General features: G+C 62.0%; 12 protein-coding genes. 3 read left to right on the top strand and 9 right to left on the bottom strand.

Translation table 11 applies throughout. The features are described from left to right. Positions 1-32: 32 nt before the first annotated feature. The 7 genes from ACVWZP_RS00205 to leuC all read right to left on the bottom strand — a co-directional run bounded on the left by ACVWZP_RS00205 (position 33) and on the right by leuC (position 9,219). Positions 33-2,585: a FimV/HubP family polar landmark protein gene (locus ACVWZP_RS00205; RefSeq protein ID WP_057005684.1), complete on the bottom strand. Its 2,553-nt coding sequence runs from the start codon at positions 2,583-2,585 to the stop codon at positions 33-35. A gap of 162 nt (positions 2,586-2,747) precedes the next feature. Further along, the gene (locus tag ACVWZP_RS00200; protein WP_057005685.1) at positions 2,748-3,758 is read right to left on the bottom strand and encodes an aspartate-semialdehyde dehydrogenase; all 1,011 of its coding nucleotides are present in this window, start codon (positions 3,756-3,758) and stop codon (positions 2,748-2,750) included. 175 nt (positions 3,759-3,933) lie between these two features. Then, positions 3,934-5,046 carry an aspartate-semialdehyde dehydrogenase gene (asd, locus tag ACVWZP_RS00195; protein ID WP_017847701.1) on the bottom strand — a complete coding sequence of 371 codons (1,113 nt, stop codon included), beginning with the start codon at positions 5,044-5,046 and terminating at the stop codon, positions 3,934-3,936. 64 nt (positions 5,047-5,110) lie between these two features. After that, positions 5,111-6,193: a 3-isopropylmalate dehydrogenase gene (gene leuB / locus ACVWZP_RS00190; RefSeq protein ID WP_017847702.1), complete on the bottom strand. Its 1,083-nt coding sequence runs from the start codon at positions 6,191-6,193 to the stop codon at positions 5,111-5,113. Positions 6,194-6,245: 52 nt separating this feature from the next. Beyond that, positions 6,246-7,010, bottom strand: a complete 765-nt coding sequence (locus ACVWZP_RS00185; RefSeq protein ID WP_128192433.1) for a class I SAM-dependent methyltransferase — start codon at positions 7,008-7,010, stop codon at positions 6,246-6,248. Between the two features lie 135 nt (positions 7,011-7,145). Next, complete coding sequence (leuD, locus tag ACVWZP_RS00180) at positions 7,146-7,790, bottom strand: 3-isopropylmalate dehydratase small subunit (RefSeq protein ID WP_026140124.1); 645 nt, start codon at positions 7,788-7,790, stop codon at positions 7,146-7,148. Between the two features lie 10 nt (positions 7,791-7,800). Next, positions 7,801-9,219 carry a 3-isopropylmalate dehydratase large subunit gene (gene leuC, locus ACVWZP_RS00175; RefSeq protein ID WP_046382634.1) on the bottom strand — a complete coding sequence of 473 codons (1,419 nt, stop codon included), beginning with the start codon at positions 9,217-9,219 and terminating at the stop codon, positions 7,801-7,803. Between the two features lie 147 nt (positions 9,220-9,366). On the opposite strand from leuC, the gene ACVWZP_RS00170 reads away from it, so the two are divergent. Both ACVWZP_RS00170 and ACVWZP_RS00165 read left to right on the top strand, forming a co-directional pair. Further along, positions 9,367-10,257, top strand: a complete 891-nt coding sequence (locus tag ACVWZP_RS00170) for a LysR family transcriptional regulator (RefSeq protein WP_017847706.1) — start codon at positions 9,367-9,369, stop codon at positions 10,255-10,257. Between the two features lie 66 nt (positions 10,258-10,323). Next, positions 10,324-13,602 carry an EAL domain-containing protein gene (locus ACVWZP_RS00165; RefSeq protein WP_457369265.1) on the top strand — a complete coding sequence of 1,093 codons (3,279 nt, stop codon included), beginning with the start codon at positions 10,324-10,326 and terminating at the stop codon, positions 13,600-13,602. A 3-nt stretch (positions 13,603-13,605) separates the two neighbouring features. Here the strand turns inward: ACVWZP_RS00165 and ACVWZP_RS00160 are convergent, their stop codons facing one another. Beyond that, positions 13,606-14,886, bottom strand: coding sequence for a hypothetical protein (locus tag ACVWZP_RS00160; RefSeq protein WP_457369264.1), 1,281 nt, complete (start codon positions 14,884-14,886; stop codon positions 13,606-13,608). A 107-nt stretch (positions 14,887-14,993) separates the two neighbouring features. Continuing rightward, positions 14,994-15,884: a hypothetical protein gene (locus ACVWZP_RS00155; RefSeq protein ID WP_046382631.1), complete on the bottom strand. Its 891-nt coding sequence runs from the start codon at positions 15,882-15,884 to the stop codon at positions 14,994-14,996. Positions 15,885-16,192: 308 nt separating this feature from the next. On the opposite strand from ACVWZP_RS00155, the gene ACVWZP_RS00150 reads away from it, so the two are divergent. Next, positions 16,193-16,609: a hypothetical protein gene (locus tag ACVWZP_RS00150; protein ID WP_457369263.1), complete on the top strand. Its 417-nt coding sequence runs from the start codon at positions 16,193-16,195 to the stop codon at positions 16,607-16,609. The last annotated feature ends 681 nt before the right edge of the window (positions 16,610-17,290 follow it).

The raw sequence follows: 17,290 nt of genomic DNA, 5'->3' as shown, positions 1-17,290 counted from the left end.
CGAAGGCCGCCGTCTGGGTCATCCCGTGGCGATTACACCAGTCGGCCAAGCATTTCCTTGGCCTCGCCGCGCTGGGTTTCATCGCCCTCGGTCAGCACTTCGGAAAGGATATCCCGCGCGCCGTCCGTATCGCCCATGTCGATATAGGCCTGGGCCAAATCCAGCTTGGTTGCGACCTCATCGGTGCCGGAGAGGAAGTCGACCTCCGGTTCGTCACCGCCCAGCGCCGCATCTTCGGCGGTGAAGGACGGCTCGATCGGCGGGTTTTCCAGGCTCTGGGACAGACGATCGAGCTCGGCGTTGACGTCATCCAGCTCCGAGGCGAACGCATCGGGTTTGGCCGCCGGGGCGTCCGGCTCGTCAGCCAGGGACAGGTCGAAGTCTTCCGGCAGGTCGAGGTCGTCCAGGGCGGCCGGGGTCAGGGTCGGCGGTTCGACCGGCGACACGTCCTTCATCTGATCTTCAAGCCCCGAAAGGAAGTCGTCATCGGACTGGGACGCCGGCGGGTCCAGTTGCAGGTCGAGGTCAAAGTCCGACAGATCTTCCGGGCTCGGCTTGGCATCGGTCTGTTGCTGCAGCAGCGCTTCGAAGGTCTGCTGATCGGTCTTGTCCAACGCCGCTGGCGAAGCCGCCTCCAGCTCGTCCAGACTCAGATCGAAATCAGTATCGAACGGCTCCGCTTCTGCCGTCGCTTGCGGCGCGGCGGCCGGCTTGTCTTCCAGCAGATCCTTGACGTATTGAGCGTCCATCGCGGCGGCGGCCACGGCGGCACTCACTCCCGCCGCCAACACGGCCATGGCCGGGAAGCGCGACTTGAGCTGCTCGACCTGGGCATGGTTTTCACCATTGGCCACCAACTGACGCTCCTGGACGACAAAACCGTCCTTGTCGTTCTGCAGGCCGTAGACTTCCATCAGCTTCAAGCGCAGGTCGCTGCGCTTGGGTTCGTACTTGATGGCTTGTTCCAGCACATCGGCCGCCTGGTTCAAGTGACCGCGGTCGATATGGGATTGGGCCTGGACCAGCGCATCATTGGTGTTTTCCGGCGCTACGGCGCCAGCCAGTGGCGCAAGCACCGAGGCCGCGCTTGGTGCCGCTGCCGGCGCGACCACAGGTGCCGGCGCAGGCGCAGGCGCGGCGGTCAACGTCACGTTCGGTGCCGGTACTTCCAGGCCAGCGAAGCTGTCCGGTGGCAGATCAAGGTCGATGTTCGAAGCGAATTCCGGCTCTTCGGACAGGGCCCGCGCCATGCGCAGGTGCTTTTCTTCTGCGCGACGGGCATTGCGATGACGCGCCCACAGCAACAGGAGCAACAACGCCACCACGCCGGCCGCGCCGCCGATGACGCCAAGCACAATCGGGTTGGTCAGCAGTTCGTTGAATTTGTCTTCGCTGGTCGCAGGCACGGCGTCGGGCTTGATCGGCTCGGCCACCGGGGTCGCGGTGGCGGCCGGCTCAGCGGGCGCGACTGCAGCGGCCGGCGGCTCACCTGCCAACTGCGCGGGCATGACCGCAGTCGCCGGGGTTGCCGGGGCGCCTTTTTCAGCCTGCAACCTGGCCAGTTGATCGTTTTTCAGTTGGATCAGCTTTTGCAGCTTGTCCAATTGGCTCTGCAGGTCTGCGGCGCGACTTTTCAGTTCTTCGTTGTCACGGCGTGTGGTGTCGAGCTGTTCCCGGGCCATCGCCAGCTTGTCGCTCAGGGCCTGGCCATCACCCGCCTTGCCCTTCGCGCCCTTCTTGGCGGAGTCGGCCGAAACCAGACTCAAGTTGTCCTTGGCGTTGGTGCTCGCCGGCGCATTACCAGCCTGGGTGCGCTTGGTGGCGTCCAGTTGTTGCTTACCGGCCGTCTGGTGGGGCGCGGCACGGCGGCCCTGGCGCCAGGCGACGTTCTGCGCGGTCACTTCGGCAATGGCCTTGGGCTGCGGTAACGCCGTGCTTTGTACGGTATCCGGCAGGCGCAGCACATGGCCGGTTTTCAGACGGTTGATGTTGCCGCCGATAAAAGCGTCAGGGTTGAGTGCCTGGATCGCCAGCATGGTCTGCTGCACAGAAGCGCCATTACGGTGCTTCTCGGCGATTTCCCACAGCGTGTCACGGGCCGTGGTGGTGTGCTGGGCCGGCACGCTCAACGCGGGCGCGCTCAAACGCGGCGTGGCTGCGCTGTTGGTCGGCGTCGACTGGTCGAACTTGGCCGGGTCGAGCAGCACGCTGTAGTCACGCATCAAGCGGCCATTGGGCCATTGCACTTGCAGCAGGAACCGCACGTAGGCATCAGGCAGCGGCTTGCTGGACGTGACACGCACCACACTGCGCCCGGCCGGGTTGATCACCGGGGTGAACGTCAGGTCATTGAGGAACGCCTGGCGATCGACGCCGGCATCGACAAACGCCTGGGACGACGCCAGGCTCGGGGTGATCTCGGAGGCCGTGAGGCCGCCGACGTCGAGCAATTCGATTTCCACCGACAACGGCTGGTTCAACTTCGACTTGAGGGTCATCTCCCCCAGCTGCAGCGCCTGCGCCATACCGGAGGACAGCGCCGAGGCGGCCGCTATTGCTAACACCAGTTTGCGAACTTGAACCATAGCCTCATCCTTTGTTTGAACACTCCCCGGCCTGCGAGAAGGTTGGTAACCGTTGCCATAAGGCACGGCGAGCCGATAGGTCACCGACACGCAACTGTTCCTGCTTGGGGCCAAGCATAGCGCCTGGTTAGAATCAATCTACAAATTGCCGCCAAGTATCTTTTACACAAGGCCTTTTATCAACAACTGCGCCAGCTGCACCGCATTCAGCGCGGCGCCTTTACGCACGTTATCTGACGTCAACCACAGATTTAGTTCCGCCGGATCGTCCACCCCCGCACGCACTCGTCCGACGTAGACTACATCCTGGCCGACGGCATCACCCACGGCTGTCGGGTAATCCCCCTCCTCCACCCGCTCGATACCCGCTGCGGCGTCGAGCGCACGGTTGACGGCGGCAAGGTCGACCGGCGAACCCAATTGCAATGACACAGTCAAGCTATCGCCAAAAAACACCGGGGCTTGAACGCAAGTCGCAGAAATCTTTAGTAAAGGAGTTTCCAGCACCGCGCGCAGTTCGTGTACGAGACGTTTCTCCAGCGCTGTATGACCCTGGGCATCCGGCGTGCCGACTTGTGCCAACAGGTTGAATGCCATCTGCCGATCAAAGAACTTGGGCTCCAGCGGGCGCACATTCAGCAACTCGGCGGTTTGGCGCGCCAGCTCGCTGACCGCTTCACGGCCCTGGGCAGACACCGCCAGATTGGCGGTAACGCTGACACGCTGGATATCCAGAATCCCACGCAGCGGCGCCAGCACCACCGCGAGGTTGGTCGCGGACGGGCTCGGGCTGCCGAGCTGGAACGGCTTTTTCAAGCCATCCAGCACATGGGCATTGGCTTCCGGCACCACCTGAGGCGCTTGCGCGGCCGGCAATGCGCCCGACAAATCGATCACCGAACAGCCGGCCGCCGTGGCGCGTGGGGCGAAGCTCAGGGTCACCGCCGGGCCGGCGGCGAAAAACGCCAGTTGCGCCTTGCTGAAGTCAAACTCATCGACTTCCCGCACGCGCACGTTCTTGCCACGGAACGGCACCGACGCGCCCGCGGAGTTGCTGCCCGCCAGCAGGTACAGGGTGCCCACCGGGAAAGCCAGCTCTTCGAGGATCTGCACCAGGGTTTCACCGACGGTGCCGGTGGCGCCGATCACGGCGATATCAAAGGTCTGGGTCATGGGAGCTGCCTCGGGCATTGCGGGGGGAGCGGCACTTTACCGGGTGGTGGGGGGTGAGGCAATTGGGCTGGGCCTTGCGGTGCGACGATTCGACTTGCTCCCGATGCCTTCCTGAAAGCCAACAAAAAACCCGCGCCTGTCACCAGTCGCGGGTTTTTCTTAGTGCCTCAGGCGATCAACGCTCCAGCAGAATCCGCAGCATGCGCCGCAGCGGTTCGGCCGCGCCCCACAGCAACTGGTCGCCGACGGTGAACGCGCCCAGGTACTGGGTGCCCATGTTCAGCTTGCGCAGACGCCCCACCGGAACATTCAGGGTGCCGGTAACCTTGGTCGGGCTCAGCTCCTGCATGCTGATTTCGCGGCTGTTCGGCACCAGCTTGACCCAAGGGTTGTGCTGGCTGATCAGCCCTTCGATATCGGCGATCGGCACGTCTTTGTTCAGCTTGATGGTCAGCGCCTGGCTGTGGCAGCGCATGGCGCCGATACGCACGCAGATGCCGTCCACCGGGATCGGGCTCTTGAAGCGACCGAGGATCTTGTTGGTCTCGGCCTGGGCCTTCCACTCTTCACGGCTCTGCCCGTTCGGCAGTTCCTTGTCGATCCACGGGATCAGGCTACCGGCCAACGGCACGCCGAAGTTCTCGGTCGGGTAGGCGTCGCTGCGCATGGCCTCGGCCACACGGCGGTCGATGTCGAGGATCGCGCTGGCCGGGTCGGCCAGTTGATCGGCGACCGCCGCGTGGGTCGCGCCCATCTGCTTGATCAGTTCGCGCATGTTCTGCGCGCCGGCGCCGGACGCCGCCTGATAAGTCATGGCGCTCATCCACTCGACCAGGCCGGCTTCGAACAAGCCGCCCAGGCCCATCAGCATCAGGCTGACGGTGCAGTTGCCGCCGATATAGTTCTTGGTGCCAGCGTCGAGTTGCTGGTCGATGACCTTGCGGTTGACCGGGTCGAGCACGATCACCGCATCGTCCTGCATGCGCAGGCTGGACGCAGCATCGATCCAGTAACCCTGCCAGCCGGCTTCGCGCAGCTTGGGGAACACTTCGCTGGTGTAGTCGCCGCCCTGGCAGGTCAGAATCACATCGAGGGTTTTCAGCTCTTCAATGCTGTAGGCGTCCTTGAGCGGCGCAATATCCTTGCCCACGGACGGCCCTTGGCCACCCACGTTCGAAGTGGTGAAAAACACCGGCTCAATAAGATCGAAATCCTGCTCTTCCAGCATCCGCTGCATGAGCACGGAACCGACCATACCGCGCCAACCGATCAGACCTACACGTTTCATCGCAACTACACCTTGTTAAAAAGTGGGCCGACTTGCAGCAACAACTGCAAGCGGGCCCGAGAGATTACAGATTCCGCAACGCGGCGACTACTGCGTCGCCCATTTCTTGCGTACCGACTTTGGTGCAACCCTGCGACCAGATGTCTCCGGTGCGCAAGCCCTGGTCCAACACCAGGCTCACGGCCTTCTCGATGGCATCCGCCGCGTCGCCCAGGTTGAAGCTGTAACGCAGCATCATCGACACCGACAAAATGGTCGCCAGCGGGTTGGCGATGCCAAGGCCTGCGATGTCTGGCGCCGAACCGTGGCACGGCTCGTACATGCCCTTGTTGTTAGTGTCCAGGGACGCCGACGGCAGCATGCCGATGGAACCGGTGAGCATCGACGCCTGGTCGGACAGGATGTCGCCGAACAGGTTGTCGGTGACGATCACGTCGAACTGCTTCGGCGCGCGCACCAGTTGCATGGCGGCGTTGTCGACGTACATGTGGCTGAGTTCGACGTCCGGGTAGTCCTTGGCGACTTCTTCGACGATTTCGCGCCACAGCTGGCTGGAGGCCAGGACGTTGGCCTTATCGACCGAGCAGATCTTCTTGCTACGCACGCGGGCCATGTCGAAACCGACCCGGGCGATACGGCGGATTTCGCTCTCGCTGTACGGCAGGGTGTCGTAGGCCTGGCGCTCGCCATTCGGCAGTTCGCGCACACCGCGCGGCGAGCCGAAGTAGATACCGCCGGTCAGCTCGCGCACGATCAGGATATCCAGGCCCGCCACCACTTCCGGCTTGAGGCTCGACGCGTCGGCCAGTTGCGGGTAGAGGATTGCCGGGCGCAGGTTGCCGAACAGGCCCAGTTGCGCGCGGATCTTCAGCAGGCCGCGCTCAGGGCGGATGTCACGCTCGATCTTGTCCCATTTCGGGCCACCCACGGCGCCGAGCAACACGGCGTCGGCCGCACGGGCGCGGTCCAGGGTCTCGTCGGCCAGGGGCACGCCGTGCTTGTCGATGGCAGCGCCGCCGATCACGTCGTGGCTCAACTCGAAGCCCAGGTTGTACTTGGTGTTGGCCAGTTCCAGGACTTTGACCGCTTCGGCCATGATTTCCGGACCAATACCGTCGCCTGGGAGAATCAGAATCTGCTTGCTCATGCGTTCCTCATTTCATCATGCGACCCGCCCTGGGGCAGGTCGGAAAAAATACTCAGCGTTCGGCCCAAACCACCAGCACGTCGGTGCTGAAGGTGCCGTCGGCTTGAATTTCGTAATAATCGCGGACTTCCTGGCCCATTGCCTGTTGCAGCTCAAGGATCGCCGCACGCAAAGGCGCTGGTGTACGCATGCGCTCGACCCACGAGGTGTATTCCAGGCGCAGGCGCTGGCGGCTGCTGTTGCGCACATGCAGACCGGCTTCGCTGAGCTGGCGCATCCATTCGGCGGCGGAGTAATCGCGCACGTGGCTGGTGTCGCGCAGCACTTCGACGGTTTGCAGGTAAGTGTCCAACAGCGGGCTGCCCGGTGACAAGACATCGACAAACGCCGCCACGCCACCCGGCTTGAGCACCCGGCGCACTTCGCGCAGGGCCAGGCCGAGGTCGCTCCAATGGTGCGCCGAATAGCGGCTGAACACGAAGTCGAATTCGCCATCGGCGAACGGCAAGCGCTCAGCGGCGCCGTGGACCGTGCGGATATTGCCCAGGCCACGGTCTGCGGCAGCGGCGGCGACCACGTCGAGCATCTGCTGCGACAGGTCGTAGGCCACCACTTCTTTTACCAGCGGCGCCACATGGAAACTGACATGACCGGCGCCGCAGCCCAGATCCAGCAGTCGCGCAGCGCCGTGCCCGGCCAGTTCGGCCTGGAGCAGCGCGAATTCAGGGCCTTGGGCGTGTACGGCACTGCTCAGGTAGGCCGAGGCCTGCTCGCCGAATTGTTTTTGCACGACTTGGGTGTGGGCGGCTTTGGTCATGGTGAGTTTCCTGGGTTTTGTGTGGTTAACACTGACCCCATCGGGGGCAAGCCCCCTCCCACATGTTGATGTGTGAACACGTTCAAATGTGGGAGGGAGCTTGCTCCCGATGGCGGCGGTCCTGCCTACATCACATCAAGCGTCGCGAAACAACCACGGCTGGCTGGCCCGGTGCCTGGTTTCAAACGCGGCAATCGCATCACCGTCCTGCAAGGTCAGGCCGATGTCGTCCAGGCCGTTGAGCAGGCAGTGCTTGCGGAAGGCATCCACTTCAAAGTGGTACACCTTGCCGTCCGGACGGGTCACGGTCTGCGCGGCGAGGTCGACGGTCAGTTCGTAGCCGGGGTTGGCTTCCACTTGCTTGAACAGCTCATCCACTTCGGCATCGCTCAAGATGATCGGCAGCAAGCCGTTCTTGAAGCTGTTGTTGAAGAAGATGTCGGCGTAGCTCGGCGCGATGATGCTGCGAAAGCCATATTCTTCCAGGGCCCACGGCGCGTGTTCGCGGCTGGAGCCGCAGCCGAAGTTTTCCCGCGCCAGCAGCACGCTGGCGCCCTGGTAACGTTCGGCGTTGAGCACGAAGTCCTTGTTCAGCGGGCGCTTGGAGTTGTCCTGGTAGGCGTAGCCCACGTCCAGGTAGCGCCACTCGTCGAACAGGTTGGGGCCGAAACCGGTGCGTTTGATCGACTTCAAGAACTGCTTGGGGATGATCTGGTCAGTGTCCACGTTGGCACGGTCCAACGGCGCGACAAGACCAGTGTGTTGGGTAAAAGCTCTCATCGGGTATTCCTCAGATCAATTCGCGAACGTCGATGAAACGACCGTTGACGGCAGCGGCGGCGGCCATGGCCGGGCTCACCAGGTGAGTACGCCCACCGGCGCCCTGACGCCCTTCGAAGTTACGGTTGGAGGTCGACGCGCAATGCTCGCCGGACTCCAAGCGGTCCGGGTTCATCGCCAGGCACATGGAGCAGCCCGGTTCACGCCATTCAAAACCGGCTTCGAGGAAGATCTTGTCCAGGCCTTCCGCTTCGGCCTGGGCCTTCACCAGGCCCGAACCCGGCACCACGATGGCCTGCTTGATGGTCGAGGCGACTTTGCGGCCCTTGGCGATCACTGCCGCGGCGCGCAGGTCTTCGATCCGCGAGTTGGTGCAGGAACCGATGAACACGCGATCCAACTGAATGTCGGTGATCGCCTGGTTGGCTTTCAAGCCCATGTACTTCAAGGCGCGCTCGATGGAACCGCGCTTGACCAGGTCGGCTTCCTTGGCCGGGTCCGGCACGTTCTGGTCGACGGCCAAGACCATTTCCGGCGAGGTGCCCCAACTGACTTGCGGCTTGATCTGGCTGGCGTCCAGTTCCACCACGGTGTCGAACACGGCATCGGCGTCGGAGACCAGGTCTTTCCAGGCCTCAACGGCGGCATCCCAGTCGGCGCCTTTGGGGGCGAACGGACGGCCTTTGACGTACTCGACGGTTTTTTCGTCCGCCGCCACCATGCCCACGCGGGCACCGGCTTCGATGGACATGTTGCAGATGGTCATGCGGCCTTCGATGGACAGGTCGCGAATGGCGCTGCCGGCGAATTCGATGGCATGGCCGTTACCGCCGGCGGTGCCGATCTTGCCGATCACGGCGAGCACGATGTCCTTGGCGGTCACACCGAAAGGCAATTGGCCTTCGACGCGCACCAGCATGTTCTTCATTTTCTTGGCGACCAGGCACTGGGTGGCGAACACATGTTCCACCTCCGAGGTGCCGATGCCATGGGCCAGGGCGCCGAACGCGCCGTGGGTGGAGGTGTGGGAGTCGCCGCAGACCACGGTCATGCCGGGCAAGGTCGCGCCCTGCTCCGGGCCGATCACGTGGACGATGCCTTGGCGCACGTCATTCATCTTGAATTCGGTGATGCCGTATTCGTCGCAGTAGTCGTCGAGGGTCTGCACCTGCAAACGCGACACGGTGTCGACAATGGCGTCGATCCCGCCCTTGCGCTCCGGGGTGGTCGGCACGTTGTGATCCGGGGTGGCGATGATCGAGTCGACGCGCCAAGGCTTGCGCCCGGCCAGCCGCAGGCCTTCGAACGCTTGGGGCGAGGTCACTTCATGGATGATGTGACGGTCGATATAGATCAGCGACGAGCCATCGTCGCGCCGTTTCACTTCATGGGAATCCCAAAGCTTGTCGTAAAGCGTTTTGCCGGCCATCAGTCGGTCCTCATCAGCGGTCTTTCTATGCCCCGGGTCTTGAGACATTCAATAACCCTTTGGCTTGTGAGGCTGATGGTATGGCGCTACATTAAATAACTCAAATTCATATTTTTTATGCTTTGGATTACCAACTGGAATACCACAATGGACCTGGCCAACCTCAATGCTTTTATTGCCATCGCCGAGACCGGCAGCTTCTCCGGCGCCGGCGAGCGCCTGCACCTGACCCAACCGGCCATCAGCAAACGCATTGCCGGCCTCGAGCAACAACTGAAGGTGCGCCTGTTCGATCGCCTGGGCCGTGAAGTCGGCTTGACTGAAGCCGGGCGCGCCCTGCTGCCGCGCGCCTATCAGATTCTCAACGTCCTGGACGACACCCGGCGCGCCCTCACCAACCTCACCGGTGAAGTCAGCGGGCGCCTCACATTGGCTACCAGCCACCACATCGGCCTGCATCGCCTGCCGCCGATCCTGCGCACCTTTACCCGGCAATACCCCAACGTGGCGCTGGATATTCAGTTTCTCGACTCGGAAGTGGCCTACGAAGAGATCCTGCATGGCCGCGCCGAAGTGGCGGTGATCACCCTGGCGCCCGAGCCGCACAACCTGGTGCGCGCCACCCCGGTGTGGGACGACCCGCTGGATTTCGTGGTGGCGCCGGAGCACAGCCTGACCCGCAACGGCTCGGTCACCCTGGCGGACATCGCCGGGCACCCGGCGGTTTTCCCCGGCGGCAACACCTTTACCCATCACATTGTCAGCCGCCTGTTCGAGGCCCAGGGCCTCACGCCGAACATCGCGATGAGCACGAACTATCTGGAAACCATCAAAATGATGGTGTCCATCGGCTTGGCGTGGAGCGTATTACCGCGCACCATGCTCGACGATCAGGTGACAAGTATCGCTTTGCCGGGCATACAACTCAGTCGCCAGCTAGGCTATATCGTGCATACCGAAAGGACACTGTCGAACGCTGCGCGGGCTTTTATGAGCCTCTTGGATGCACAGGTCGAGCTGCCAGGGACACCGGCATGAAGCTGTGCGGCCTCAAGGCCTGAATAAAACCGCGCCGAACGCCCATCGAGCCAAGGCTTTTTGATAATGCGCAATCCCGTCGACCCTATGCCACCCCTGCCCCGCATTTACGCCCTCGACCCTGAAGAGGCGGAACAAAGCTGGGACAGCGCCCCGCAACTGCTGGCAGCGCTTAACGCTGCACGGCTGGGTGCATGGTGCTGGGAAATCGATACCGGGCGTATCAGTTGGTCGCGGGGCACCCAGGCGCTGTTCGGCTTCGACCCGCGCCAACCGTTGCCCAAGGATCTGGAGTACCTGGACCTGCTCGCGCCGCAAGACCGCGCCCGGGTGATACGCGCGTTTCACGCGGTGCTGGCCGGCGAGCCGTTCGAGCAGGCCATGCACCACCACATCCAGTGGCCGGATGGCAGCCAGCACTGGCTGGAAATCAACGGCAGCCTGGCGCCGGACAAAACCGGCCGGCGCCGCATGATCGGCGTGATCCGCGAGACCACCCGCCAGCGCGAACGGGAACACGCCCTCAGCCACTCCGAAAAGCGCTTCGCCACGCTGTTTCACTTGTGCCCGAACATGGTCCTGTTCACCCGCCAGTCCGACGGCTTGATCAGCGAAGCCAACCAGTATTTCCAGATCCTCTTCGGCTGGCCGGTCGCCGACGCCATCGGTCGCACCACCCTGGACCTCGGCCTGTGGCTCCACCCTGAACAGCGTGCGCAGTTGGTCAGGGCCACCCAGCGCAAGGGCGAACCCATCACCATGGAAGTGCAATTCTGTGCCAGCAACGGGCAGATCCACGATGGCACGCTCTGCGCGCAGAAGGTCGAGCTGGACGGCGAGGCCTACCTGATCAGCACCTTTCTCGACACCACCGAGCGCAAAAACGCCGAGCAAGCCTTGAAAGACAGCCAGGAGCGCCTGGACCTGGCCCTGGACTCCGCGCAATTGGGCACCTGGGACTGGCACATTCCCACCGGCATGCTCTACGGCTCGGCCCGCGCCGCCCAACTGCACGGCCTGCCGGCGGAAGCGTTCCATGAATCGTTCGAGGCGTTTTTCGAGGGCATGCCCAAGGAAGAGCGCGAGAGTATGCGCAACGCCTATCGCACCCTGCGCGAAGGCCCGGCCGGCAACTATCAGCTGACTTACCGTGTACAACTGGAAGACGGCAGCCCGCGCTACCTGGAAAGCCGCGCACGCCTGTACCGCGACGAAAAAGGCGCGCCACTGCGCATGGCCGGCACCCTGCTGGACATCACCGACCAGGTCGAGCGCGAACAACGCCTGAGCGCCTCCGAAGAAAAATTCGCCAGCCTGTTCCAGGCCAGCCCCGACCCGATCTGCGTCACCCGCCTGGACAACGGCGAGTTCATCGAGATCAACCCCGCCTTCACCCAGACCTTTGGCTGGACGGCCGCCGAAGTGATCAACATGAGCGCCGAACAGATCGGCCTGTGGGACGAGTCGAGCCAGCGCCTGCAACGCATCGAACAGGTGATTCGCGACCAGGCGCTGAACAACGTGGCGATCATCGCGCACCACAAAAGCGGCCAGGCCCTGACCTGCGTGATTTCCAGCCGGATGATCAAGGTCGGCGACCAGCCGTGCATCGTCACCACCCTGCGCGACATTACCCAGCAGCAACGCTCCGAGGCCGCGCTGAAGGCCAGCGAAGAAAAATTCGCCAAGGCCTTCCATTCCAGCCCCGACGCGATTTCCATCACCGAACACGACACCGGCCGCTATGTGGAGGTGAACGACGGGTTCTGCCGCTTGACCGGTTTTCGTGCCGAAGACGTCATCGGCCTGACGCTGTACCAGGTCGGCATCTGGGCCGATGAAAACCAGCGCGCGGTGCTGCTGGCCGAACTGCAACTCAAAGGCCGTATCCGCCATTTGGAAATGCTCTGGCACAACAAGCGCGGCGATGTGCTGGCGGTGGAGGTTTCTGTCGAGCCAATCACCCTCAACGAAACCCCTTGCCTGTTGCTGACCGCGCGGGATGTGAGCCTGTTGAAAAACGCCCAGGCGCAGATCCGCCACCTGGCCTACCACGACCCGCTGACCAACCTGCCCAACCGCGCACTGCTGATGGACCGCCTGAGCCAGCAGATCGCCCTGCTCAAGCGCCATAACCTGCGCGGTGCATTGCTGTTTCTCGACCTCGACCACTTCAAGCACATCAATGATTCCCTCGGTCACCCGGTGGGCGACACCGTGCTGAAAATCGTCACCGCGCGCCTCGAAGCCAGCGTGCGTATGGAAGATACCGTGGCGCGCCTGGGCGGCGATGAGTTCGTGGTGCTGCTCAGCGGCCTGGATGGCACGCGCACCGAAGTCAGCGCCCAGGTTCAGGAACTGGCCGACACCCTGCGTGAATTGCTCTCCGAACCGATGTTCCTCGACGGCCAACGCCTGCAAGTCACGCCGAGCATCGGTGTGGCGCTGATCCCCGATCATGGCTCGACCCCGGCCGACCTGCTCAAACGTGCCGACATCGCGCTGTACCGCGCCAAGGATTCGGGGCGCAACGCCACGCAGATGTTCCACAACAGCATGCAGAAAACCGCCAGCGAACGCCTGCGCATGGAAACCGACCTGCGCCTGGCCCTGTCACGCGGCGAATTCAGCGTGCATTACCAACCCCAGGTGGACGCGCGCGGCAATAAGATCGTCGGCGCCGAGGCGCTGGTGCGCTGGCAGCATCCGCAACTGGGCGCGCAGGCGCCGTCCGAATTCATCAAGGTGCTGGAAGACAGCGGGCTGATCCTCGAAGTCGGCACCTGGATACTCGACGAAGCGTGCGCCGCCTTCGAGCAATTGATCAAAGAAGGCAAGGTGGACCCGCTGAATTTCAGCCTGTGCGTGAACATCAGCCCCCGGCAGTTCCGCCAGAACGACTTTGTCGAACGCGTCGAGCACAGCCTCAAGCGGCATTCACTGCCTTACTGCCTGCTGAAACTGGAAATCACTGAAGGCATCGTGATCCAGAACCTGGATGACACCATCAGCAAAATGCGTCGCCTGAAAAAGCTCGGTGTGAGTTTTGCGATGGACGACTTCGGCACCGGTTACTCATCGCTCACCTACCTCAAGCGCTTGCCGGTGGATGCGCTGAAGATCGACCAGTCATTCGTGCGCGATGCCACCCACGACCCCAACGACGCCGAAATCATCCGCGCCATTGTGGCCATGGCGCGCAGCTTGAACCTGGAAGTGATCGCCGAAGGCGTCGAAACCCCGGAGCAACTGGCGTTCCTGCAAAAGCTGGGCTGCCACTTGTTCCAGGGCTATTTGCACAGCCGGCCCTTACCGATAGAAGGGTTCAGGCTCTTGCTGGATTGAGGCTCAGACCAGCTTCAGGGCCCGGAACCCCGAACTCATCCAGCGCGATGAGGCCAGGTCGTGCTTTTTTCCATAGAAATCCAGCGCCCCATCGATCACCGCCACCGAATGCCAGTTGTCTGCCAGGGTGCCGATCGCCCCGTTGGCCAACTCTGCGACCGTGCTTTCACGCACGTAGCCAAACAACCCCAGGCGGCGCAGCGCTTCGCCAGGGTACTCGCCATCGTTGAGGGTTTGCAGAGCCGTCGTGTAACTCTGGCGGGCACGAAAATCGTTGTTCTCGATCTGCGCGCGCTTGGCACTGACTGCGTACAAAAAGTGCGCGGCATTCAGCAACTGTCGATTATTGCCATGAAAGTTCGACTCGGCGGCAGCCTGGCGCACTTCCTCGTGGGTCAGTTGCAACCGGAAGGCATCTCGCATGACCACGTCAAACCCCGTCGGCGTGATTTGAACCTGCTTATAGATCGCCCTCGGGTCTTGCCCGAACCGGATCATCGCCGCCTTGATCGCCGAGACCGTGACGCAATTGCCTTCGACCCCCTGGTAAAACCCGCTCCAGATGTCCGCGGGCCGGACGCTCGCGACCACAGGGGCGGCGCCGCGATTGCTCGGCGGCGGCAGTTGATCATCGAACAAGACATACCCATAGCCCCGATCAGCCGTTCGTGGTGTCCCGCCATCATGCCTGACCCCCTCGCGCACCAGCGCCGACCCGCGGTTATGGGTCTCCAGCACCCCTACCGCGCCCTTGCCCGCCATATCGCTCACCGGGACGAACTGCGACAGGCCGAACACCCCCATGCCTTGCAGACAACGCTGGGTGGTCTCGCCCTCGAGTGTCTTTGCCAAGGCGGCTTCGAACGTGGCATAGCCCCCGGTCAGTTGCTTGCGTTTGACAAAGGCGGCAAACATGAAATTGGCATCCTTTACCACGCCGGCGTCCGCCCCCGTGAAGCGGGAAGCCTGCGACGCCTGCTGCAACTCCTGGCGGGACAGGTGCAGCTTGAATTCATCCTTCATCGTGACGTCGTACCCATCGCCCGAGGGTAGCAACTCGTTAAACATCGCGGCTGGACGCTGACCGAACGTCATCATCATCAACTTGATCACCGCCGCGTGGCTGCTGCAATCAAAACTCTCGCCGAAGCGCCGCTCGCTCGTGTGGAATGCCGAAGCGATATCAGCCGGCCTTTCACCTGCGGGTTTCACCGGAAATACGGGAGAAGCCCCGCGCTGCTGGGCCGTTTCGATCATCGAACGGCTAGCTGTGGAGATATACATGCACTGGGTTCCTGACGCTTGTAAAAAATAAGCAGCCGAACGGGCAGCCAGGTTTGGGCTGACTGCCCCGTTCGCAGCCCTTCAATTCAACGGATTCACCAATAGGGCTATGGCACCAGAGCTATGGCATCGCCGTGCGTGGGCGCTTTTCCCTGTCGCCCCCATAGCTCTTCGCGACCGTTGATGACCGCCACCGAATGCCGGGCCCGATTGCACATGCCCAACTGCCCCTTGGCGAGCTCACGCACGGGGACCCTCTTCATGTGCTTGCTCAGCCCCAGCCGCTTCAACCCCTCCCCCGGCCCTCGCTCATCCTCGCCATCATTCAGGCTGCGGATCGCCGCACCGAAACTGCGTGCCGCCCTGCCATCGTTGTTTTCGTCCTGGGCACGCTTGGCGCTGATCGCGAAAAGAAATTGCGCGTCTTTGAGCATCTCTTTGTCAGCCCCGACAAATTTTGCCCCACGCGCACCTTCGGCGAGCTCCCGGTCCGTCAGGTTGACGGTTACGTCATCGCGCATGACCACGTGATAACCACGCTCGGTTTTTTTCACCTCCTTGAAAATATCCGTAGGGCTTTGGCCAAACTGGTACATCGCCGCCTTGATGGCCGATACCGTCACGCAGTTGCCATCCGGCCCTTGGCGAAAGCCGCTCCAGATATTGTCGGGCTTCGCGCCGTTGCGCTTCTTCGAAAGGCCCGCGATCATCGCCGCAGGCTCGGGTTTGGGCGGCGCCGGCGCAGGCACCACAGGCGTAGTGACCTCCGGCCGCGATGGGGATATTCCCGGCACCGGCTTCTCTTTGTTATCAGAGACCAAGTTAATCAGCTGAGTTAAAAACGAAGTAAACAGCGTCATTAACTTATCGAGCGGCTCTGAATTATTCGCCACGCCATGAGTATTTTCCCGCACGTGCTCCAGTACCCCCTGGCTCGCCGGAGACGGCACACTCAAGAAACCGCTTAATTGCGCAAACTGTTCATTTTTTGCTTTCATGGAATCGACAGGAAGTACCTGACGAACATCCACAACACGCGCAATATTATTAATTGAACAACATGACATACGGGCCTCCACTTGCAGGCACTTCCCGGAACATCAGTCCCAAAGAAGTGCACATCCAGTTCAATACGTATAAAGGAAGTTGCTGACGTCAGGCTCTGAATGCAGGCCGGCGGCTGGTCCGCCAGTCGCGCATATCAGATTGACGTTCAGCCGGGCCGGGACTGGTTATATCCGGGGTAGGCGTATCTGGTTGTGGTTGTGGTTGTGGCTGTGGCTGTGGTTGTGGCTGTGGCTGTGGCGTGATCGCCGGTACTTCCGGGGTGGCCGGTCGCGGCTTGACCTCAAGCGCATGCACACCCGGCTTGGGTGCCGGCATGACCTCCGGCGTAGGTGTGTGCTTGTGCGTAGGCGTGTGCGTGTGCGTAGGCATGGGCATGGGCGTAGGCATGGGCATGGGCGTAGGCATGGGCGTAGGCATGGGCGTAGGCGCAGGCGTGTGCGTGTGCGTAGGCATGGGCGTAGGCGTAGGCGTGTGCGTAGGCATGGGCGTAGGCGCAGGCGTGTGCGTGTGCGTAGGCATGGGCGTAGGCGTAGGCGTGTGCACAGGCACCACTTCAACCTTGCGAGCGGCTTCCGGCATCGGCATGACGCGAGGTAAAACCGCTGCCGCATTCGGTTTCGTTTCGCCGCTCAGCGCCTTCGTATCGGGGCAATGACAATGACCGACGTTAACGTTCACTTGCACCTGATTGTCGGCATCCTTGATCACGGAGGCAGCGGATTGATGCATGTGGGGTGACACCGGAAGAGCCGGCTGGCCTCGCCGATCAGCCGTCAATGCGAGGTGTCCAGGCTTCTCCGGCAGCTTGCTCGCATCCACCGGAATGGCGGGCGTTTTATCCGCCCCAGGCAACATGCCGGACACCATGTTCCGCCCCGAAAACATCTCACGCACGGTTTTGACAACCTGCTCCAGCATGTCAAGCAAGCGCGCAAGCCCGCCTGTCTCGATTGTCATGTTGCTGTTCGAAACCTTGAAAGGGTCATGAGGCACGCCAGGGTGAGCCACAGTCGTATTGGCCCCCAATGTGCCGGTTTGCGTGAAGGTTTTCGACATGGATGGCGACAACCGCTCCATGGATGTTGTATCGCCGTTGAACAAAGGTGAATGATTAATCGATAGCGACATCAGTAAGTTCCTTATTGGCACGGCCCGGCTCGGTTAATCAGCGGGGCAGGCGAGAGTTTTTTATCGACTGGAAACAACCCTTGCTGCTTCACAGTCGATACTTTCGTGGAATACGAGGCTATCGAGTTCCAGAAATCGCGACTCATATAAGGAAACCAAATCAAACTTTCGGACTTTTCCCCCTGTTAATTTTTAAAAGACCGCAAAC

This window comes from Pseudomonas sp. TE36184 (assembly GCF_054060055.1).
Note: the sequence above shows the minus strand (reverse complement) of the source record. Positions and strands in the feature narration are given on the sequence as shown.